General features: G+C 63.8%; 17 protein-coding genes and 1 pseudogene. 5 read left to right on the top strand and 13 right to left on the bottom strand.

All coding sequences use genetic code 11. The features are described 5' to 3' along the window. Window positions 1-123: 123 nt before the first annotated feature. The 7 genes from AC1DYO_RS27840 to AC1DYO_RS27810 all read right to left on the bottom strand — a co-directional run bounded on the left by AC1DYO_RS27840 (window position 124) and on the right by AC1DYO_RS27810 (window position 7,651). Window positions 124-723 (bottom strand): VOC family protein, encoded by a 600-nt coding sequence (locus AC1DYO_RS27840; protein ID WP_477267610.1) that lies wholly within the window; start codon window positions 721-723, stop codon window positions 124-126. Between the two features lie 79 nt (window positions 724-802). Then, complete coding sequence (locus AC1DYO_RS27835) at window positions 803-1,633, bottom strand: ATP-binding cassette domain-containing protein (protein WP_477267609.1); 831 nt, start codon at window positions 1,631-1,633, stop codon at window positions 803-805. Then, complete coding sequence (locus AC1DYO_RS27830; RefSeq protein ID WP_477267608.1) at window positions 1,626-2,504, bottom strand: ABC transporter ATP-binding protein; 879 nt, start codon at window positions 2,502-2,504, stop codon at window positions 1,626-1,628. Before AC1DYO_RS27830 ends, AC1DYO_RS27835 begins: the two co-directional genes overlap by 8 nt. Then, window positions 2,501-3,349, bottom strand: coding sequence for an ABC transporter permease (locus tag AC1DYO_RS27825; RefSeq protein ID WP_477267607.1), 849 nt, complete (start codon window positions 3,347-3,349; stop codon window positions 2,501-2,503). Before AC1DYO_RS27825 ends, AC1DYO_RS27830 begins: the two co-directional genes overlap by 4 nt. Continuing rightward, window positions 3,342-4,349: an ABC transporter permease gene (locus AC1DYO_RS27820; protein WP_477267606.1), complete on the bottom strand. Its 1,008-nt coding sequence runs from the start codon at window positions 4,347-4,349 to the stop codon at window positions 3,342-3,344. Before AC1DYO_RS27820 ends, AC1DYO_RS27825 begins: the two co-directional genes overlap by 8 nt. An 87-nt stretch (window positions 4,350-4,436) precedes the next feature. Further along, window positions 4,437-5,966: an ABC transporter substrate-binding protein gene (locus tag AC1DYO_RS27815; protein ID WP_477267605.1), complete on the bottom strand. Its 1,530-nt coding sequence runs from the start codon at window positions 5,964-5,966 to the stop codon at window positions 4,437-4,439. Window positions 5,967-6,076: 110 nt separating this feature from the next. Beyond that, the gene (locus AC1DYO_RS27810; protein ID WP_477267604.1) at window positions 6,077-7,651 is read right to left on the bottom strand and encodes a phytoene desaturase family protein; all 1,575 of its coding nucleotides are present in this window, start codon (window positions 7,649-7,651) and stop codon (window positions 6,077-6,079) included. Window positions 7,652-7,770: 119 nt separating this feature from the next. Here AC1DYO_RS27810 and AC1DYO_RS27805 point away from each other — a divergent pair, with 119 nt between their 5' ends. The 5 genes from AC1DYO_RS27805 to AC1DYO_RS27785 all read left to right on the top strand — a co-directional run bounded on the left by AC1DYO_RS27805 (window position 7,771) and on the right by AC1DYO_RS27785 (window position 14,692). Continuing rightward, window positions 7,771-8,562, top strand: a complete 792-nt coding sequence (locus tag AC1DYO_RS27805; RefSeq protein ID WP_477267603.1) for a cyclase family protein — start codon at window positions 7,771-7,773, stop codon at window positions 8,560-8,562. A 299-nt stretch (window positions 8,563-8,861) separates the two neighbouring features. Then, a complete protein-coding gene (locus AC1DYO_RS27800) occupies window positions 8,862-10,433 on the top strand; it encodes a phytoene desaturase family protein (protein ID WP_477267602.1) in 1,572 nt (523 codons plus the stop codon). Beyond that, the gene (locus tag AC1DYO_RS27795) at window positions 10,433-10,915 is read left to right on the top strand and encodes a MarR family transcriptional regulator (protein ID WP_112395825.1); all 483 of its coding nucleotides are present in this window, start codon (window positions 10,433-10,435) and stop codon (window positions 10,913-10,915) included. Before AC1DYO_RS27800 ends, AC1DYO_RS27795 begins: the two co-directional genes overlap by 1 nt. Window positions 10,916-10,959: 44 nt before the next feature. Then, entirely contained in the window at window positions 10,960-13,113 is a 2,154-nt protein-coding gene (locus AC1DYO_RS27790; protein WP_477267601.1) for a thiamine pyrophosphate-dependent enzyme, read from the top strand. Continuing rightward, window positions 13,106-14,692 (top strand): indolepyruvate oxidoreductase subunit beta family protein, encoded by a 1,587-nt coding sequence (locus AC1DYO_RS27785; protein ID WP_477267600.1) that lies wholly within the window; start codon window positions 13,106-13,108, stop codon window positions 14,690-14,692. The genes AC1DYO_RS27790 and AC1DYO_RS27785 overlap by 8 nt, the downstream gene beginning before the upstream one ends. Before the next feature lie 209 nt (window positions 14,693-14,901). On the opposite strand, the gene AC1DYO_RS27780 is transcribed toward AC1DYO_RS27785, so the two are convergent. From AC1DYO_RS27780 to AC1DYO_RS27755, 6 genes and pseudogenes are all read right to left on the bottom strand, one after another. Next, complete coding sequence (locus AC1DYO_RS27780; protein ID WP_477267599.1) at window positions 14,902-16,161, bottom strand: ABC transporter substrate-binding protein; 1,260 nt, start codon at window positions 16,159-16,161, stop codon at window positions 14,902-14,904. A 49-nt stretch (window positions 16,162-16,210) separates the two neighbouring features. Next, the gene (locus tag AC1DYO_RS27775; RefSeq protein ID WP_477267645.1) at window positions 16,211-16,639 is read right to left on the bottom strand and encodes a hypothetical protein; all 429 of its coding nucleotides are present in this window, start codon (window positions 16,637-16,639) and stop codon (window positions 16,211-16,213) included. Window positions 16,640-16,645: 6 nt separating this feature from the next. Then, a pseudogene (locus AC1DYO_RS27770) lies at window positions 16,646-17,692 on the bottom strand (aldo/keto reductase); the annotation flags it as partial. After that, the gene (locus AC1DYO_RS27765; protein ID WP_181060063.1) at window positions 17,689-18,042 is read right to left on the bottom strand and encodes a TIGR04076 family protein; all 354 of its coding nucleotides are present in this window, start codon (window positions 18,040-18,042) and stop codon (window positions 17,689-17,691) included. The gene AC1DYO_RS27765 and the pseudogene AC1DYO_RS27770, both read right to left, overlap by 4 nt. After that, window positions 18,043-18,525, bottom strand: a complete 483-nt coding sequence (locus AC1DYO_RS27760) for a DUF3830 family protein (protein ID WP_477267598.1) — start codon at window positions 18,523-18,525, stop codon at window positions 18,043-18,045. Further along, window positions 18,522-19,256: a GntR family transcriptional regulator gene (locus tag AC1DYO_RS27755; protein WP_477267597.1), complete on the bottom strand. Its 735-nt coding sequence runs from the start codon at window positions 19,254-19,256 to the stop codon at window positions 18,522-18,524. The genes AC1DYO_RS27760 and AC1DYO_RS27755 overlap by 4 nt, the downstream gene beginning before the upstream one ends. Between the last annotated feature and the right edge of the window lie 63 nt (window positions 19,257-19,319).

Genomic DNA, 19,319 nt, shown 5'->3' with positions numbered 1-19,319 from the left:
CTTGCTGCAGTCCAAGTATCGCGCCGGAGATAAAATATTTCAAGCTTAAAGTTTCGTGTTGAATGATTGTCTGGGCACCGAGTGACGCGCTTGCGAGCCAGTCCCGCAAGCGCGCTCTGGAAATCACTTCTCCGGGTTCTTCGGGCTCCACAGAACGGTCTCGGCGCTCTTCTCATAGGCCATCCCATCGGGATAGCTGATCGCCTCCAGTTGCAGCCCCCATGGCGCTTGGAAATAGAGGATGGTCTGGCCGGCGGCCGGACCTTCCTTGACCGGCAGCGGCCCCATCCGCGTCTTCACACCCTTGCCATCGAGATAGGCTTTCGCCGCGGCGACATCATCGACATACAAGGCAATGTGGAAGCCGCCGATATCGCTGTTCTTCGGCGACAAATCCTTCTGGTCGGGCGCGGTGTATTTGAACAGCTCGATGTTCGATCCATAACCGCAACGCACCATGGTGACCTGCTCGATGACAGCCTTCGGATCGACACCCAGAAGATCCTGCATGAAGGTGCCCTTGTCGTCAGCGAACGGACCGAACGACATCGCCTTCTTGCAGCCGACCACTTCGGTGAAGAAGTCAACCGCCTGCTTCATGTCGGGAACGGTGATGCCGGTGTGGTCGTGGCCGCGCATGCCGGGGATTGAATCGGCCGAGGCCGCTCCCACAGAGCCGAACAGGATCGCGGCAAGCATCGTGACGCCGGTTGCATAGTTCATGTTACCCTCCGTTCGCGGGCTGATTTTGCCCATCATGCACGTCCGAAGCCCGCTGTTCGGCGTGAGGGGATGAACAGTCCTATGCCGGCGCTTTCGTCGCTGGCCGCAGCCAGTCCGCGTCGATCTCGGGCAGTGGAATGGCGGCAAGCAGGTCGCGCGTATAGGCCTCCCTGGGATTGTCGAACAACACATCGGTGGCGCTCGCCTCGACGATCCTGCCCTCGCGCATGACGATGACTTGTTGGCAGAGCCGCCTGATGACCGACAGGTCATGGCTGATGAAGGCGACGGTCAGCCCCATCTCCGTCGCAAGTCTCTCCAAAAGGGTGAGGATCTGCGCCTGCGTCGACACGTCGAGGCCGGAGACGATCTCGTCGGCCAGCACGAATTTTGGCGACAGCGCCAGCGCACGCGCAATGCCGACGCGCTGGCGCTGGCCGCCCGACAGTTCATGACGATAGCGGCCGGCGAAACTTTGCGGCAGGCCGACGCGATGCAGCGCTTCGGAGACGCGTTCCTTGAGCCTGTCGCCAAGCCCATTCTGCTTGAGCGGCGCGGCGATGATGCTGGCGATGGTGCGACGCGGGTTGAGCGACGACATCGGGTCCTGGAAGATCATCTGGAGGTCGCGGCGCAGAGGGCGCAGTTCCCCCTCCGGCAGATGGGTGATATCGCGGCCCTCGAAGCTGACGCTGCCGGCGCTCGGCTCCAGCAATCTGACCAGTGTGCGGCCAAGCGTCGATTTTCCGGACCCGGATTCGCCGACGATGCCGGTCACCGAACCGCTCGGCAGATCGAAGTCCAGGCCTTTCAGAATCTCAGCCAGCGGCGCGCGGCCGATCAGCCGCTTGCGGGTCATGTCGGGCAACGCCACCTTTAGCCCGCGCACGGAAAACAGCGGCTCAACCATGCGGCCGCCTCCACGCCTGGTCTGCCGCATCGATCTCGGCGGCAAGCCCGGCCAACACGGTCTCGTCCACCGGCATCAGCGAGGCGAAAGGATCGGTGTAGCGTGGCGTGGCGGCCATCAATGCTCGTGTGTAGGGATGCTCAGGCCCGGCGAAGAGAGCGGCCGTGTCAGCCTCTTCCACCACCTTGCCGGCATAGAGCACCGACACTTTTTGGCTGATCTTGGCAACGACGCCGAGATCGTGCGTGACGAACAGGATCGCGGTGCCATGCTCACGCTGCAGCTCGGCGATCAGGCGCAAGATCTGCTTTTGCACGGTAACGTCGAGCGCGGTGGTCGGCTCATCGGCAACGATCAGCCTTGGTTCGGCGGCGAAGGCGGCGGCGATCAGCACACGCTGGCGCATACCGCCGGACAGTTCGTGCGGATAGCTCTTCAGCACCCGGTCGGGGTCGCGGATCTGCACTTCGTCCAGCAGTTGCCGGATGCGCGTATCAGCCTTTTCTCCGCTCCAGCCGAGAATGCGCACCAGTCGGTCAGTCATCTGCGGACCGATGCGGCGCGACGGGTTGAGCGCAGTCAACGGATCTTGCGGGATCAGCGCCGTGCGGGCGCCGATCAGCGTGCGCCTTGCCTTGGGCTGCAGTCTGCCGAGGTCCTCGCCTTCGAGCTTCATAGTGCCTTCGACGATGCGCACGCTTGATGGCAGCACACCAAGCACCGCCTTGCCGATCATCGTCTTGCCGGCGCCGCTCTCGCCGACCAGTGCTCGCACCTCCCCCGGTTGAACGGAGAGCGACACCGAGCGCAGCACGCGCTGGCCGTTCGGCAGCACGGCGCTCAAATCGCGGATGTCGAGACATGCGCTCATCGCAGCACCGGATCGAAGCGCGTCTTCAGCGCCTCGCCGAACTGGCTAAACGACAGTACGGTGAGGATCAGCGTGATCAGCGGAAACACCAGCACCCACCAGGCTTGGTGGATCGACAGCCGGCCCTCGGCGATGATGCCACCCCAGGTCGGATCGTCGGTCGAGATCGACAGATTGACGAAGGACAGGATAGCCTCGACGATGACGGCGATGCCCATTTCCAGCGACAGCAGCGCCACGATCGACGGCACCACATTGGGCAGCACTTCGCGCAGCATGATGCCGATGCGGCCATAGCCGGCGATGCGGGCGTTCTCGACATAGTCCATGCGCGACTGGCCCATCGCTTCGGCACGGATCACCCGGCAAAAGCGCGTCCAGTCGATAATGGCGATGGCAAGAATGACAGAGCTCAGGCCGGTGCCTAGCACCGCGACCAGCAGGATTGCGAACAGCACCGGCGGAAACGCCATCCAGACATCGACGATGCGCGAAATGATGCGGTCAGCCCAGCCGCCGAAATAACCTGCGATCAGTCCGAGTGTCGAGCCAACAAGGCAGGCGGCAATCGCCGCCCCAAAAGCGACGATGAAGGCAATGCGGCCGCCGAAGATCAGGCGAGAGAGAAGGTCGCGGCCGAGGCTGTCGGTGCCCAGCCAGTAGCCGGGCTCGGCGCCGTCGAGCCAGAAAGGCGGCAGCCGCTCCAGCATCAGATCCTGCGCCAGCGGGTCCTGCGGCGCCACCAGCGGCGCGAAGATCGCGGCAAGCAGCGCCAGCAGCAGCCAGCCGCCGGCCAGCCACAGCCTCGGGCTCAATCCGCGTCGGGCGATGCGCGCCTCATCCACGGCGCAGCCTCGGATTGAGCAGCGCGTACATCATGTCGACCGCAAGATTGATCAGCACAAACAGCAGCGCGAAGACCAGCACGATGCCCTGGATCAGCGGCAGGTCGCGGTTGATGACGGCGTCGATCGCCATGTTGCCGAGCCCCTCGTAGGAAAACAGCCGCTCGACGATGACCGTGCCGCCGATAAGGAAGGTGAACTGCACGCCGACCAGGGTCAGCGTCGGCAAGGCGGCGTTCTTCAGCGCCTCGCGCAGGATGACCTGCGTTTCCGAAAACCCCTTCACCCGCGCCAGCACGACATAGTCGAGGTCGAGCACTTCCTTCAGCGACTGTTTCAGCAACTGCGAGATGATTGCCGCCAGCGGCAGAGCCAGCGCGATCGCCGGCATCAGCATGTGCTTCAGAAGGTCCCAGGTCAGGTCGAGGCGCAGTCGCAAAATGCTCTCGAAGAAATAGAACTGGGTGACGAAGGGCAGGTCGAGTTGCGGCGACACCCGGCCGGAAATGTCGAAGATCGGCACCAGCACGCCGAACAAAAGGATCAGCACGAGGCCCCACAGGAAATCGGGAATGGAGAGTGCGGCACCGCTGGCGATATCGATGCCGGCCTCGACCACAGTGCCGCGCTCGCGTGCGCCGAGGACCGCCGTCGTGCCGCCGAGCGCCACCGCCATAACAAGCGCGACGATGGCGAGTTCCAGCGTTGCCGGCAGCCGGTTGAAGACGAGGCTGAGCACATCTTGCCTGAGCGAAATCGAGGTGCCGAAATCGCCCCTGACAACACCGGACAGCCAGATGAAGAATTGCTGCACGATGGTCTTGTCGAGCCCGTAAAGTGCACGCAGCCGGTCGATGTCGGCATCGGTAGCACCGGGCGGCAGCATCATGGCGATCGGGTCGCCCGGCGCGACGCGGATCACGACGAAGACGACGACAGCCACGCCGAACAGGGTGATCAGCATCGTCAGCAGACGGATCAGGAATCTTTGCAGAAGCATGTAAATCTTTGCAGGAGCCGCAGGCTCGTATGCCTGTATGAATGCGCGCCGTCGCTATGGACGGCGCGCGGCAAGTCCAGGCCGGTATCAGGCCGGGGTCATCAGCGCCGGCAGCAGCGCGCCGGACACATGCTGCACCACGTTGACGCCCTTGGCATGCACGATCGGCTGCGCATACTGCATCAGCGGCAGCACATAGGCCTGCTCGGCGATGTATTTGTCGACCGCCTTCCAGCCGGCAATGCGCTTGGCCTCGTCTTTCTCGCCCCAGAGCGGGTTGATCATGTCGATCAGGTCCTGGCTGTCCCACACCGAGTGCGGGCTCGGGCCGTACATGGCAAAGCCGGTCGACGTCGTCGGATCGCCGATGGCATTGCCCCAATTGTAGAAGGCGGCCGGCGCCAGCTTGTCAGCGGCGCGCAGCTCATAGTGCTTGGCGATCTCGTAGACCTCGATCGTCGCCTCGATGCCGACCTTGCGCCACATGCCGACGATCGCCTGGATCATCTCATAGTCCTTCGGCTTGAAGCCTTTGGTCGTCTGGATGGTGAACTTGACCGGTTTTTCGGGTGAATAGCCGGAAGCCGCGAGCAGCTCCTTGGCCTTTTCCGGATTGTGCTCGACCTTGATCGAGGCATCGAAGGCCTCGTACTCTGGGGTCTCCAGCGTGGCGATCGGTTGGCCGTAGCCGCGCAGCAGCCGCTTGACCAGGAGCTCCTTGTCCACTGCCATCACGGCGGCCTGGCGAACGTTCTTGTCCAGCATCGCTTCGATGTCATTGAAGAAGATCATGCCGATGTCAGAAACGGGCTTGCACGACCCGGCAAGCCCGTCCTTGGCGATCAGCCGGTCATACTCCTCATAAGGAATTTCGAGCGTCACCTGCGAGGAGCCGGATTCGATCTCGGCCACGCGGCTTGCCGCGTCGGTGACGAACTTGATCGTCACATTCTCGAAGGCCGGCTTGCCACCCCAATAGGTCGGGTTGGCCTTGAGCCGCAGGAAGGCGTTGCGTTCGAATTTTTCCACCATGTAGGGGCCGGTGCCGATCGGCGCCTTCTCGAAGCCTTCGGCGCCGACCTTCTCGTAATAGGCCTTCGGCAGGATGTAGCCGGTCAGGAACGACATCCATTTGAAATAGACCGGATCGAACTGCACGACGTCGCCGGTGATCTTGTTGCCGTCGATCTTGAAATTGCTGACGTTCTTCCAGACGAACTGGATCGGGTTGCCGGTCTTCTCCTCGCCCGCCCGCTGCAGCGACCAGACGACATCCTCGGGCGTGAAGGGCGAGCCGTCATGCCAGGTCACGCCTTCGCGCACCGTCATCGTCACCTTGGTGCGGTCGTCGTTCCAGCCCCATTCGGTCAGCAGGCCTGGCGCGAAGGAGAGGTCCGGCTTTTGCGGAATGAACTGGTCGAACACGGACTGGTAGAGACCCTGAATGGTCGGGTTGACCGCCGAGGGTCCGGTGGTCGGGTCCCAGGACGGCAAATTGACATTGTAGGCGATGGTCAGTTCGCCGGCGGCCGCCTTGGCGATATGGGGCAGGCCGACTGCGGCCACCCCAAGTGCTGCGGCACTGTATCCCAGCAATTCGCGTCTGTTGATTGTCATGGTCGTTCCCCTTGTTGTTTGTTGTCCTTGCGCGGCACTATCAGTTCATAGCTTCAGGCTTCGTGGGCAGCAGCGCCTTGCCTCTCGTCGCCTTCATGAAATCTTCCGAGTTACCTCCCGCCAAGCTGTTGCGCGAGCATGAAGCCCGAGGCCGCGCCGGTGCCGGCGCCCGGCCATGTCGCGGCGCCCGTGAGATGCAGATTGGCGACCGGCGTGTTCCAGCCGGCATAGCCGCGCGCCGGGCGGAACAAAAAGTTCTGCGCCAGCTGGTGGCTGCCGCAGACCTGGTCGCCACCGACGAGGTTCGGATTCTCGCGCTCGAGGTCGATGGGCGAAAACACTGCACGGCCAAGGACTTTCGCACGCAGCCCGGGCGCATAGGTCTCGATGATGTCGAGCACACGCTCAGCGTAGGCATCCTTGACCTGATCCCAATGAGCAGGCGCAATCTTGCCCGCGGCATCGCCAGCGATTTCGGCAGGCAGCATGCGCACTTGCACCCACAGCACATGTTTGCCCTCAGGCGCGCGCGACGGATCGATCGCGGTCGGCTGGCCAACAACAAGCACCGGCTCGTCCGGCAGCATGCCCGCCATCGCCTGCTGGTAGGTGCGCGACATCGCGTCGAGCGACGGCGAAAGATGCACGTAGGCGAACTGCCGCAGCTCCGCGCCGGCGCGCCAGTCGGGCAGATCGTCGAGCGCCAGATGGATCATCATCGTGCCCGGCGCGTGCCGAAACTTCTGCATCGCCGTGTCGAAGCCAGCGTCGCCGGAACCTTTGGGCAGCAACTTGCCGGTCAGCGCCCTGGGCGCCACGCCGGCAATGACCGCCTTGGTTGCCGTATGCGTCTCACCGGACGCGAGCCGCACGCCGGTCGCCATACCGGCGGAAACGGTGATCTCGGCGACCTCCGCCCCCGTGACGATCTTCCCGCCCGCCGAGGTGACCATACCCGACAGCGCCCGGATGATGGTGTCGGCGCCGCCCTTGCCCAGCACCATGCCAAAGCTCTGATTGGCCATCGATTCCAGATAGGGGAACACAGCGCCGCCGGCGATGTCGGGTGCAAAGTCGAGATGCATGCCCCAAATGGCGAGCGTTGCCCGCACATGCGCGGACTCGAAGTTTTCTTCCAGCCAGGCGCGAGGCGATGACAGCAAAAGCCGACCGGTGTCGAGCGCGCCGGACATGCCCTTCTTGCGCCACAGGTTCCAGGCGGTTCCGGCAAGCGCACGCGCATTCATCGGCGATCCCAGCAGCCGGAACAGATGCTCGGCCTCCCCCGGGAAGGCAGCGACCAGCTTGCGCCATGTCGTTGCATCGGCGGCGGAGAATGTGGCCATGCGCGTCGCGGTCTTTTCCAGATCGTTGCTGACGCCGAACCAGCGCCCGTCCGGGAAGGCGCTGGCGAAACAGTCGGCGACCGGCGCCAACTCCAGCCCCTGAGCTTTCAATTCATTTGCATATTTCCGGTGGAAGGCGGAGCCAGCAAACAGGCTCAGATTCATCGCGCCGAAATCGTGACGGAAGCCTGGAAGGGTGAATTCTCGGGTCTGCACAGCGCCGCCGATTGTTGCGCTGCGCTCGAAGATCGCGGTTTTCCAGCCTTTGAGCGCCAGATGCGCGGCGCATGCCAGACTGTTGTGGCCCGCCCCGACAAAGATGGCGTCGAACTCGCTCACGCCCCGTTCCCATTTCCTTTATGCTTAAAGATAATTGCAGATGCATATGTTTTCGTCTAGTAGGATATTAAGAGCCGAGACGAGCCTTGATCATCACCAGAAAGAGGGAACTTCAGACCATGGACACCCAAAAACTCCTCGGCGAAGTCGCCGGCCAGCTGCTCTCAGGCGCCATCAGGGTGGTCGACCTGTCGGCGCCGCTCGGGCCGGACACGCCGCTGATCAAGCTGCCGCCGGAGCTCGCCGTGGACACGCCGAAGGTCGAGATCCACAACATCTCCCGCTACGACAAGAACGGCCCGTGGTGGGCCTGGAACTGGCTGAAGCTCGGCGAGCATTCGGGCACGCATTTCGACGCGCCGCAGCATTGGATCAGCGGCAAGGACTATCCGGACGGCGCCACCGACACCATTCCGGCGCAGAACTTCGTCGGTCCGGTCAATGTCATCGACTGCTCGAAGGAAGCCGCCGCCGACCACGATTTCCTGCTCACCGTCGACCACATCAAGGCGTGGGAAGCCAAGCATGGCGCGATCAACGCCGGCGAATGGGTGGTGATGCGCACCGACTGGTACAAGCGCAACGGCTCGGAAGCCGAGTTCCTTAACGCCAACGAGACCGGCCCGCACACGCCTGGCCCGACGGCCGAAGCCATCCAGTTCCTGATCAGCAAGAACATCAAGGGTTGGGGCTCGGAGACGATCGGCACCGATGCCGGCAAGGCCGGCGGCATGGAGCCGCCATTCCCGGCGCACACACTGATGCACAAGGCCAACCGCTACGGGCTGGCCAGCCTCTGCAACCTTGACCAGCTGCCGCCAAAGGGTGCGATCCTGATCGCGGCACCGCTCAAGATCGAGCATGGCACCGGCAGCCCAATCCGCGCGCTGGCGCTGGTGTCGGGAAAATAGAGCGAGATGGGTCTTCGGGAGAAGATCATGCTATCTGGCAATGCAGTGGTGGCGATTTGGGAGAGCCGGCTTTGCAACGCCGGCGCTCTACGGCGCCCCCCTCTGTCCTGCCGGACATCTCCCCCTCAAGGGGGGAGATTGGCCTCCACAATGGTTTTCGCCAATCTCCAAATTCGCAGGAATGAGCAGAGCGCCGAAGCTGCCAATCTCCCCCCAAGAGGGGGAGATGTCCGGCAGGACAGAGGGGGGCGCCGTAGAGCGCCAGACCTCTTATTCTCGCTGACAGGGAGCAATCATTGATGAAAGCCCCCGATCATATCATCGTCGGCAGCGGCATCAACGCGCTGGTCTGCGCGGCGATGCTTGGCGGCAAGGGCGCGAAGGTGCTCGTCCTCGAGCGCAACGACCGCATCGGCGGCTGCATGCGCACCGAGGAGATCACCGCGCCCGGCTTCATCCATGACGTGATGGCGACGACCTTCGTGCTGTTCATCACCTCGCCGGCCTTTGCAGCATTGGGCGGCGACCTCGCCCGGCACGGGCTGGAGTTCTGCCACACCGGCACGCCGACCGGCGTGCTCTTGCCCGATGGCAGCCATGCGGTGCTCACCACCGATCGCACCGCCAATGTCGCGGCAATCAATGCGATTGCCGCCGCCGACGGCGACCGGCATGCGGGCGATGTCGGCAGCATCGAGCGCAATGCCGGCCTGCTGTTCGGTCTGCTCGGCGGCAGCCTTTGGTCTTATCCGACAGCCAAGCTGCTGGCCGGCGACGCCTGGCGGCGCGGCGCGCGCGGTCTTGCCGCCTTTCTCGGTGAGGCCCTGGTGCCGGCGCGCGGCTGGCTGGAAGGCACCTACCAGTCCGAGACCATCCGCGCGCTGTGGGCACCCTGGGTGCTGCATGCCGGGCTTGGACCGGAAGATGCCTTCTCCGGCCAGATCGCCAAGGTCATTGCCTTCGCGCTGGAGGCGGCTGGAGCGCCGATCGTCAAGGGTGGAGCGAAGACCCTGCTCGCCGCCTTCGAAGCCCTGATCCGGGAGCGTCGTGGCGACATCCGCACCGGCGCCGATGTCGCCTCGATCGTCCAGAGCGGTGGCCGAGCAACTGGCGTACGGCTGGCCTCAGGCGAAACCATCACGGCGAACAAGAGCGTCATCTGTTCGGTTACGCCGACGCAACTCTATGACCGGCTGCTCGGTGCGGATGCTCCCAAAGCCGATGTCGAGGCGACACAGAAATATCGCTACGGCAAAGGCAATTTCCAGATTCACTATGCGCTGCACAAGCCGCCGGCATGGCGCGGCGATGGCCTGGACAAGGTGGCGCTGCTGCACCTGACGCCGGGGCTGGATGGTGTCTCAAAAGCCTGCAACGAGGCGGCGCGTGGCATGCTGCCGGAAGTGCCGACCATCTGTGTCGGCCAGCCGCATGCGCTCGACCCGTCGCGCTGTCCGGAGGGCAAGGCGATTTTGTGGCTGCAACTGCCCGAGGCGCCCCGGCACATCAAGGGCGATGCCGCCGGCAAGCTGCAGACGCCCGCGGACGGACAATGGACCGACGCGTTGCGCGAAGCCTATGCGGATCGTGTCGAAGCCATCCTCGCCAGCCATATCGATGGTTTCAAGGACAGCGTGATTGCCCGGCGCGCCTATTCGCCGGCCGATCTCGAAGCGATGAACATCAATCTGGTCGGCGGCGACCCCTATGGTGGTTCGTCCACCATCGACCAGTCTTTCCTCTGGCGGCCGTTCAAGACCAGCCGCAATCACCAGACCGGCATCAAGGGCCTCTACCATATCGGCGCCTCCACCCATCCGGGCGCGGGTCTTGGCGGCGGCTCCGGCTTTCTTCTGGCGGGGAGGCTCTGATGGAGCAGAAGGTTCCGGAAAAACGCCAGCGCATTTCGACCCTAGGCCAGATCGGCCTGCAGCAATTCGCGCCCTATCTGATGAACCGCATCATGGGCCGCTATAACGCCACCTTGCGCGACGATTTCCGCAAGCAGGGCCTGACCATTCCGCAGGTCCGCACGCTTGCCGTGCTGTCGGTGACCGACGGCGTCACCGTCAACGACCTCTCGGTCTACACCGTCATCGAGCAGTCGACCTTGAGCCGCACGCTCGACACGCTGGAGGGGCAAGGCTTCGTGCGGCGCGAGCAGGGTGTTACCGACAGCCGCATCCGCCATGTCTTCCTGACCGACGAGGGCCGTGCCGAGTTCACCCGCGCCTGGCCGGCCATGCATGACGCCTTCGAGGCAATGTTCGACGATATCGACGACGCCGAATACGCAGCCCTGATCGCCACGCTTTTGAAGATGCTCAAGAACATTCGCAAGCACGACATCTAGACGTACGCGCCGGCCGCATCGGCCGGCAACGGAAGGTTGGAAAAATGGCCGAACGGTCTTTTGCCAAGGAAGTCGAAAAGCTGAGGCTCGGCGCCGGCGAGGAGTTTGCCGGCGAAGGCATCCTCGCCATCACCAAGGCGCTGCTGCAATGCGGCGTCGGTTATGTCGGCGGCTATCAGGGCGCGCCGATCAGCCATCTGATGGATGTGTTGGCCGACGCGCAGGACATTCTGGGCGAGCTCGGCGTGCATTTCGAGGCCAGCGCCTCGGAAGCCACCGCCACCGCGATGCTGGCCGCCTCGGTGCACTACCCCATTCGCGGTGCCGCCACCTTCAAGTCGACCGTCGGTACCAATGTCGCTTCCGATGCGCTCGCCAACCTTGCCTCCGGCGGAGTCACCGGCGGCGCGCTGATCATCGTCGGCGAGGATTATGGCGAGGGCTCCTCGATCATGCAGGAGCGCAGCCATGCCTTCGCCATGAAGAGCCAGGTCTGGTTGCTCGACCCACGCCCGAACCTGCCGTCGATCGTCAAGGCGGTGGAGGACGGTTTCGAGCTGTCAGAGATTTCCAACACGCCGGTGATGCTGCAGGTGCGGATACGCTGCTGCCATGTGCATGGCCATTTCATCGCCAAGGACAATAAGCGCCCGCCGATGACGGTGGCCGACGCGCTTGACGCGCCGCGTCGCGACACCGGCCGCATTGTGCTGCCGCCCGCTTCCTTTCTGCATGAGAAGGAGAAGGTGCAAAAACGCTGGCCGGCGGCCGTGGACTTCATTCGCAATAACAAGATCAACGAATTTTTCGGCTCGGACAACGGCTCCGTCGGCATCGTCATGCAGGGCGGCATGTACAATTCGGTCATCCGCGCCCTACAGCGTCTCGGCCTCGCCGACACCTATGGCGAGACGGATGTGCCGCTCTATGTGCTCAACGCCGTCTATCCGCTGATCGACGATGAATTCCTGTCCTTCTGCGAAGGCAAGCAGGCGGTGCTCGTGGTCGAGGAAGGCCAGCCCAACTACATCGAGCAGGCCTTTGCCGCCATGCTGCACAAGGCCGGGCGCGGCACCAGGCTGGTCGGCAAGGAGTATCTGCCGATGGCCGGGGAATATACCGGCCAGGTGATGCTCGACGGCATCGGCTCCTTCCTGCGCGCCGAGGCCCCGCATCTCTTGCCGAGTGAAGTGCGCGCGCCCAACAAGGTCGGCGACGGCGTCGACACTGCTGATCTGATCAACGTCGTGCCGGGCCGTCCGCCGGGCTTCTGCATCGGTTGCCCGGAGCGGCCGATCTTTGCCGCGACCAAGCTGGTCGAGCAGGAACTCGGCAAGCACCACATCGCATCCGACATTGGCTGCCATTTGTTCTCGATCATGCCGCCCTTCGAGCTTGGCGCCACCACCATGGGCTATGGGCTCGGGCCGGCCTCGGCCTCGGCCTTCAATTCGCCCGACGCCAAGCGCCGATCGATCTCCTTCGTCGGCGATGGCGGCTTCTGGCACAACGGCCTGACCTCCTCGATCGGCAACGCCGTGTTCAACAAGAATGATGGCGTCATCGTCATCGTCGATAATTTTTACTCGGCCGCCACTGGCGGGCAGGACATTCTGTCGTCGCGCGCGGGCAACAAGACCAAGTCGACCAAGCATCCGATCACCGAGGCAGTGAAAGGCATGGGCGTCAAATGGCTGCGCCACATCGACCGCACCTATGATGTCGGCAAGATGCAGGACACGCTGCGCGAGGCACTGACAACGGAGGAGAAAGGTCCCAAGGTTATCGTCGCCTCGTCCGAATGCATGCTCAATCGCCAGCGCCGCGAAAAGCCGCTGGTCGACCAGGCGATCAAGGGCGGGACCCGTGTCGTCAAGCCAAAGTTCGGCGTCGATGAGGACATCTGCACCGGCGACCACGCCTGCATGCGGCTGTCCGGCTGCCCGTCGCTGTCGGTGAAGTCGCTCGACGATCCCTTGCGCGACGATCCGGTGGCATCGATCGACCAGAGCTGCGTCGGCTGCGGCAATTGCGGCGAGGTGGCGGACGCCGCCGTGCTGTGCCCATCCTTCTACCGCGCCGATGTCGTGCACAATCCGAGCCGATGGGATCGCTTTTTGGAGAGCGCCCGCCGCGTCGTGATCGGCCTGATGCAACGCCGCCGCGAGAGCCGGCGCCTGACCTTTGCCGATGCTTGACGCTGTCCCGCCATTCAGCGCCCGGAGCGGCGCACAGGACGACGAGCGCGTCATCAAGCTCGCCGTGCTGGCGGTCGGCGGCCAGGGTGGCGGCGTGCTGGCCGACTGGATCACCGATGTCGCCGAGCGCAATGCCTATGTCGCGCAATCGACCTCGGTCGCTGGCGTCGCCCAGCGCACTGGCGCTACGATCTACTATGTCGAGATGGCCCGCGATACCGGCCGGCTGCCGGTCTTTGCCCTGTCGCCTTCGCAGGGCGACGTCGACATATTGATCGCTGCGGAATTGATGGAGGCCGGCCGCGCCATCATCCGTGGCTTTGTCACGCCCGATCGCACCACGCTCATTGCTTCTTCGCATCGCATTGCCGCCGTGTCGGAAAAGATCGAGCCGGGCGACGGCCGGGCCTCATCCTCAAAGGTGCACGCGACAGCCGAGGCCGCATCGAAACGCTTCATCGCCTTCGACATGGAAAAGATCGCCGCCGACAATGGCTCGATGATTTCCGCCAGCCTGCTTGGCGCGCTGGCCGGCTCCGACGCATTGCCGTTCACGCGTGAAAGCTACGAGCAGGCGATCGGTGCCGGCGGCCGGGGCGTGAAAGCCAGCCTCGCTGCCTTCGGCGCTGCGTTTGACCGCGCGCGCGGCACAGGAGCGCCGGGGCCCGAACCAGCGATTGCCGAATCTGCCTCAGGCGCAGGCCAAGTAAGCGGCCCGCAAAACCTGCTGCAGGGCTGGCAGACGCTGGCCGCCCGCATCGATCTGATGCCCGTGGCGGTGCGCGATATGGCGCTTCGAGGTTTGAGAAAGGTCGTCGACTATCAGGACATCGCCTATGGGCGCGACTATCTAGACCGGCTGGACAAGGCCGTCGCGCTGGATGGCGCCGACCATGCCCATGCGCTGTCCATCGCGGCCGCCAAGCATCTCGCCAACGCTCTATGCTACGACGACATGATCCGCGTCGCCGATCTCAAGACGCGCTCGACGCGTGACCGGCGGGTGCGCAAGGAGGTGGGCGTCAAGGACGGCTCCGTCCTGCAGGTGACCGAATACTTCCATCCGCGCATCCAGGAATTCTGCGGCACGTTGCCGGCGGGGCTCGGCAGCTATATCGAGAACCGGCCGAAGCTCTCCGCTTTCCTCGATCGCCGCATCAACCATGGGCGCCACATCCGCACCGACAGCCTTGCCGGCTTTGCGGCCCTCTGGTTCATCGGCGGCCTGCGCCGATGGCGCCGCCGCCTGCTGCGTCACAAGGTCGAGACGGCACATCTGGAGCGCTGGTATGCACTGGCGCTCAGCCACGTGCCCCAGGACTACGCGCTGGCCGTCGAAATCCTTAACTGCCGCCGGCTGATCAAGGGCTACAGCGACACCCACGTCCGCGCCCAGTCGAAATTCGACCGCGTCCTGTCGGCGCTCGATCTGGTCAAGGGCCGCGCCGACGCTGCCGACTGGATCAGGCGGTTGCGCGAGGCCGCGCTGAAAGACGAGAAAGGCGACATGCTTGACGGCGCGCTGAAGACGGTGGCGTCGTTGTCTGATCCTAGTGTGGGAGGCGGAGGTCGACCTTAGGACCGTACCTCTATCGTGCGTATGACGACCTCATCAATGGCGATGGCGCCGAAGTCGGCGAGGCGATCTCGCGTATGTCGACATGGTCACGATCACCGGTTCGACGCGGGCCGGCGTGCTCGCGTGCACGGCAGACTCGGTGGCCGTTGCTTGTCCGGCATCGATCCCAGTGAGCGAATGGGATCGATGCCGGACAAACGTATCAGCGCCTACTGCAATTTTGCCTGCAGCGCATTGACGTCGTCGGTCGTCATTTCACCGTCGGTCGTCACCTTGCCGTCGACGATCTTCCACAGCCGGAACGGTCCGGTGATGTCGCCATATTTGTCGAAGGCGACCGGACCGATGACGCCTTCATAGCGGATCGGCTTGCCGTCCTTGATCAGGCCGAGCGCCTTGGCGAACTCGTCCTTGCCGGCATAGATGGGCGCACCGGCCGGGTCGACCGCCTTGTACATCGCGTCCTTGATCTTGGCTGGATCCTCGGAACCGGCAATGGCGATGGCGAGGCCGACTATGGCGCCGGCATCGTAGGAACGGTCGGCCGCCGGGTTCGACGGTTCGATGCCGGAGAATTCCTTGTAGTTCTTCATGAAGTACTCGGTGGAGGCCGTCGGGCTGGTGCCGGAAGAGGTGCCGTAGGCATCCTTGAGGTAGTCGGCGCCGACGGATTCGATGAAGTCCGGGCTGTTCATGCCGTCATTGAGCAGGAATTTCTGCACGCCGCCCTGCGAAATCCAGGTGCGGGCAACCGTTGCGCCGTCGACCGGCGTGCTGACGAGATAGAGCCCGTCCGGTTCGCCGCCCATTGCCGCTGTCACTTCCGAGGCGTAGCTCGACTGCTTTTCGTTGTAGGGCGTGTCGGAAACGATGGTGCCGCCGAGCGCTTTGTAGGCACGCGAGAACTCCGCCGCCATGTTGACGCCGAAGTCGTTGTTGACGTGGATGATCGACAGCTTCTTGAAGCCCTTGTCGATGGCGTATTTGGCCGCCGCCACGCCCTGCAACGCATCCGACGTGATGGTGCGGAAGAAGATGCCGTTGGTCTTGCCGTCGCGGCCGAGCGTGGTCAGCGTCGGCGAGGACGAAGCCGGCGACACCTGGACGATCTTGGCCGGGCCGGTGACCGAGGTCAGGATCGGGATCGACACCGAGGAGATGATGCCGCCGATGATCACCGGTACCTTCTTGACCTGCACCAGCTGGGTCGCGGCGTCGACGGCGATATTGCCCTGGCTCTGGCTGTCGCGTGTGTCGGTCACGAGATCGCAGCCGCGCACGCCGCCGGCTTCGTTGATGTCACGGAAGGCCATTTCGACCGACTTCGCGCCGGCCTGGCCGTATTCGCCGGCCGGGCCGGTCAGTTCCATGACCAGGCCGACGGTGATCTTGCAATCGGCGGCCTGCGCGGCACCCGCCATCGTGACGAGGGCCAGTGCGGTGGTGAGTTGAAGTATCGTGTTTCTCATTGTTGTTCCCCTTGAGTTACTCGACTGTATTTGATCTCTGGAGCCCTGTTCAGCTTTCCGGCACCTGCAGCCAGGTTTCATGCAGGTGCCGCCATTCGACGCCGTTAGGCGCCGATGAACTGGTGGTGAAGACAGCGCTCGACTGGCGGCGGCTGTGCTTGCCTGCGCGCAACTGCGCTTCGACGTAGAAGACGACGATGGTGTCGGCGTCCTGCCAACCCGGCCTGATATCCTCGATCGATATGGCAAAACCGTCGTCGCAAGTGGCGCGACTTGTTCGGACATGATCGACGACCGCGTCGCGATCGAGGATTTGGCCATTCGGCGCGACCATGGCGAAGCCTTCGCCCATGACAGCTTCGAAGCGGCCGAACTCCACAGAGTTGGCTCGCGCGGCGACAAACCAGTCTACGAAGAAGCGATGCAGGTCGACGACCTCGGCGCTGGCACGCGAAAAAAGGGAAGGCTCGCCGCTCATTTCTTCCCCCGCATTGAGGTTGTAATGCATGATCGAGCCATGGCGGCCATGACGGTCGCGCTCCAGCGTGTAGACATCGCCCTCGAGGCCTGTGCCTTGTGCGATGACAGCAGCAATCCGCGCGCGATCGTCGGCGTCGAGTGCGACGTCCATGATTTTAGCATTGGCCAGCGCATGCGCCTGGTTGCGCGCGCCGACAATGACGGCCGCCACGTGTGGCTGCTCCAGCACCCAGGCCGAGGCGATGGTGGCGATGTCGACGCCGTGGCGATCGCCGACGCCTTTCAGTGTCTTGAGCAGCGACTGGAACAGATCCCAGCCGCCGAAGTCGTCGATAATCAGCTTGTATTTGACCAGCGAGCGGTTTTCGAGCGGTGTGGCTGGCTCGGCCGCGCCAAGCCATTTGTCGCTGAGGAAGCCGCCGGCCACCGAGCCGTAGCAGAGGAAGCTGACACCATTTTTCGCGGCGAGGCTCGCCAGGCTGTTTGCCGGCCGCTGGTCGAGCACTGAATATTGCAGCTGCTGGCTGACCAGCGGAATCCCTGCGGCGAGGATTTCGGTGAGCCGCGGCGTATCGAAATTGGTGGTGCCGAGATTGCGCACCTTGCCTTCCAGCCGAAGCTCGTCGAGCCAAACCATCGCATCAACGTAGCGAGGCTGGTCATAATCCCACCAGTGAAACTGCACGAGATCGATCCGCTCGGTCTTCAGCCTGCGAAGCGACTGATCGACGATGCCCCTGATGTAGTCGCGGTTGATACCGGCCAGCCGTTCGAGGTCAGGCACCAGCTTGGTGTGCACCTTCATTCTGGCCGCGACATCGAGGCCGCGCTCGCTGCCCAGCCGCAGGCGCGCGGCGCCGATCAGTTCCTCGACGCCGGTGTAGATGTCGGCGCAGTCATAGGTCCAGATGCCGGCATCGAAAGTGGCGATCAGGTCGGCCACCGCTTGGTTGCGATCGATGGCCCCATGGCCACCGGCGAGCTGCCAGCCACCGCGGATGACGCGCGAGATCGCATAGCCGGGGCTGAGTTCGATGGTCCTGGCGCTCATCCCTTGTCGGTCTCCTTCGGCAGCGGCACAGCCGTGGTTTCGGCATGGCTGAAGCGCCGCTTGGCCAACCTGACGATCCGCAGCCGGCTGGCGCAATTGGGATCGGGACAGGCGATCTCGGCATCCGAGGTCATCCAGTCATTTGCGTGCGTCGGGCGCTGCTTTGCCGCCAGCAGCGGCAACACAGCCGCAATCGAATAGATCGAGAAGCCCTGCCCAGGCGGCAGCGACAGCATCTCACCCTTGAGCTCGAAATAGTCGCCCGCCCGGGCGCCGCAATAGATCGGCTTGCCCTCGGGAATGACCGCCTCGACGCGAAGATCGAAAAGCTCGAAACTGTCGTCGGCCATTCAGGCCTCCACCAGGCTGAAGGTGATGTCACAGGCGCCGTTGCGGCGGATGACGCCGCAGGCGGCGGCGAACTGATCGCGCTCTCCGGCAAGCACTTGCGCCACCACGCTGCCGGCCAGCCAGCCGATCGGGAACAGCAGCCGCGCCCCCTGCCCGTAGTACAGGCCGATATCGAAGATGGCATTGGGATTGCCGCCCCACATGCGTGGCGGCACATAGGACAGCACGATATCGCCCGGCTGCGGCGTCAGCGTCGCATTCTCTGGCGGCAAGGGCTGGGCATAGGCCTGGCCCTCGAGATCGGCTGACGGAACCGGGCACGAGATTTCCGGTCCCGTCCACATCGCATGGATACCCGGGACGACGCGCGGGGCGGCGAGGTATGCTTGGAGAAAAGCCGCGTTTTCCGGCGCCTTTTCGGGCAGCAGCAGCGCCGTGACGGCAAGCTTCGAGCGCGGCTCGATGATCCTGATGCCGGTCATGTCCGGTCCTTCGCGGCGGCGGATTGAAGCTTGTCGCGCAGGAATGCAAACGGCCGGCTGATGTCCGCCACCAGCGCTTCGCGCGCCGCTTGCGCATCCTGCCTGGCAAGAGCCGCCACGATGCTACGATGATAGTGCGCAGTGTCGACCTCGCCGGCTTCGGAAAACGCGTAGATGGCGACGCGTATGCATGGTCCCGATTGAAGCCAGAGGCTTTCGATCATCGGGATCAGCACAGCCGAGCCGCAACAGCGGTAGATCTCGAAATGGAAGCTCTGGTTGAGCGTCGCTTCGCGGTCGATGTCCTTCTTGTGCTTCAGCGCCCGCATCTCGTCCCACTCGCCAAGCATGGCTTCGATGGTGGCGATCTGGCGCGGCCCCATCCGCGTGGCGGCAAGCGCGATCGCTTCGCCTTCGATGAGGGAGCGCGCGCGCAGGAGGTCGTCGATGCGCTCCAGCGTGATCGGCGGCACACGCACGGAGCGGTTGGGCAGCGCCTCCAGCGCCTTCTCCGTGATCAGCCGGCCGAGCGCCTCTCGCACCGGCATGGTCGAGGTGACCAGCGCATCGGCGAGACCACGGATGGTCAGCACCTGGCTCGGTTCGAAAAGACCGCCGATCAGGGCCCGGCGCAACTCCGAGTAAACACGATCCTGCACGGTCTCGCGGCCGACGGGCGTGAGCTGGGCCGCGATCGTTTCGTTGTTTCGCTCGATGGCAGCCTTTTGCATGGCATTCCCGGTCTTGGCCCGTTTTCGGCTTGCGGAGAAAATTAAAGCCGATTAGCGTGATCA

This window comes from Mesorhizobium sp. P2_F5 (genome assembly GCF_056403715.1).
This window is presented reverse-complemented; position numbering and strand designations above follow the sequence as displayed.

Bases quoted from the DNA above. Each gene is read 5' to 3' on its own strand.
- AC1DYO_RS27840 (WP_477267610.1), bottom strand. From the start codon at position 723: ATGAACTATGCAACCGGCGTCACGATGCTTGCCGCGATCCTGTTCGGC.
- AC1DYO_RS27835 (WP_477267609.1), bottom strand. From the start codon at position 1,633: ATGGTTGAGCCGCTGTTTTCCGTGCGCGGGCTAAAGGTGGCGTTGCCC.
- AC1DYO_RS27830 (WP_477267608.1), bottom strand. From the start codon at position 2,504: ATGAGCGCATGTCTCGACATCCGCGATTTGAGCGCCGTGCTGCCGAAC.
- AC1DYO_RS27820 (WP_477267606.1), bottom strand. From the start codon at position 4,349: ATGCTTCTGCAAAGATTCCTGATCCGTCTGCTGACGATGCTGATCACC.
- AC1DYO_RS27815 (WP_477267605.1), bottom strand. From the start codon at position 5,966: ATGACAATCAACAGACGCGAATTGCTGGGATACAGTGCCGCAGCACTT.
- AC1DYO_RS27805 (WP_477267603.1), top strand. From the start codon at position 7,771: ATGGACACCCAAAAACTCCTCGGCGAAGTCGCCGGCCAGCTGCTCTCA.
- AC1DYO_RS27800 (WP_477267602.1), top strand. From the start codon at position 8,862: ATGAAAGCCCCCGATCATATCATCGTCGGCAGCGGCATCAACGCGCTG.
- AC1DYO_RS27795 (WP_112395825.1), top strand. From the start codon at position 10,433: ATGGAGCAGAAGGTTCCGGAAAAACGCCAGCGCATTTCGACCCTAGGC.
- AC1DYO_RS27790 (WP_477267601.1), top strand. From the start codon at position 10,960: ATGGCCGAACGGTCTTTTGCCAAGGAAGTCGAAAAGCTGAGGCTCGGC.
- AC1DYO_RS27785 (WP_477267600.1), top strand. From the start codon at position 13,106: ATGCTTGACGCTGTCCCGCCATTCAGCGCCCGGAGCGGCGCACAGGAC.
- AC1DYO_RS27780 (WP_477267599.1), bottom strand. From the start codon at position 16,161: ATGAGAAACACGATACTTCAACTCACCACCGCACTGGCCCTCGTCACG.
- AC1DYO_RS27775 (WP_477267645.1), bottom strand. From the start codon at position 16,639: ATGAGCGGCGAGCCTTCCCTTTTTTCGCGTGCCAGCGCCGAGGTCGTC.
- AC1DYO_RS27765 (WP_181060063.1), bottom strand. From the start codon at position 18,042: ATGGCCGACGACAGTTTCGAGCTTTTCGATCTTCGCGTCGAGGCGGTC.
- AC1DYO_RS27760 (WP_477267598.1), bottom strand. From the start codon at position 18,525: ATGACCGGCATCAGGATCATCGAGCCGCGCTCGAAGCTTGCCGTCACG.
- AC1DYO_RS27755 (WP_477267597.1), bottom strand. From the start codon at position 19,256: ATGCAAAAGGCTGCCATCGAGCGAAACAACGAAACGATCGCGGCCCAG.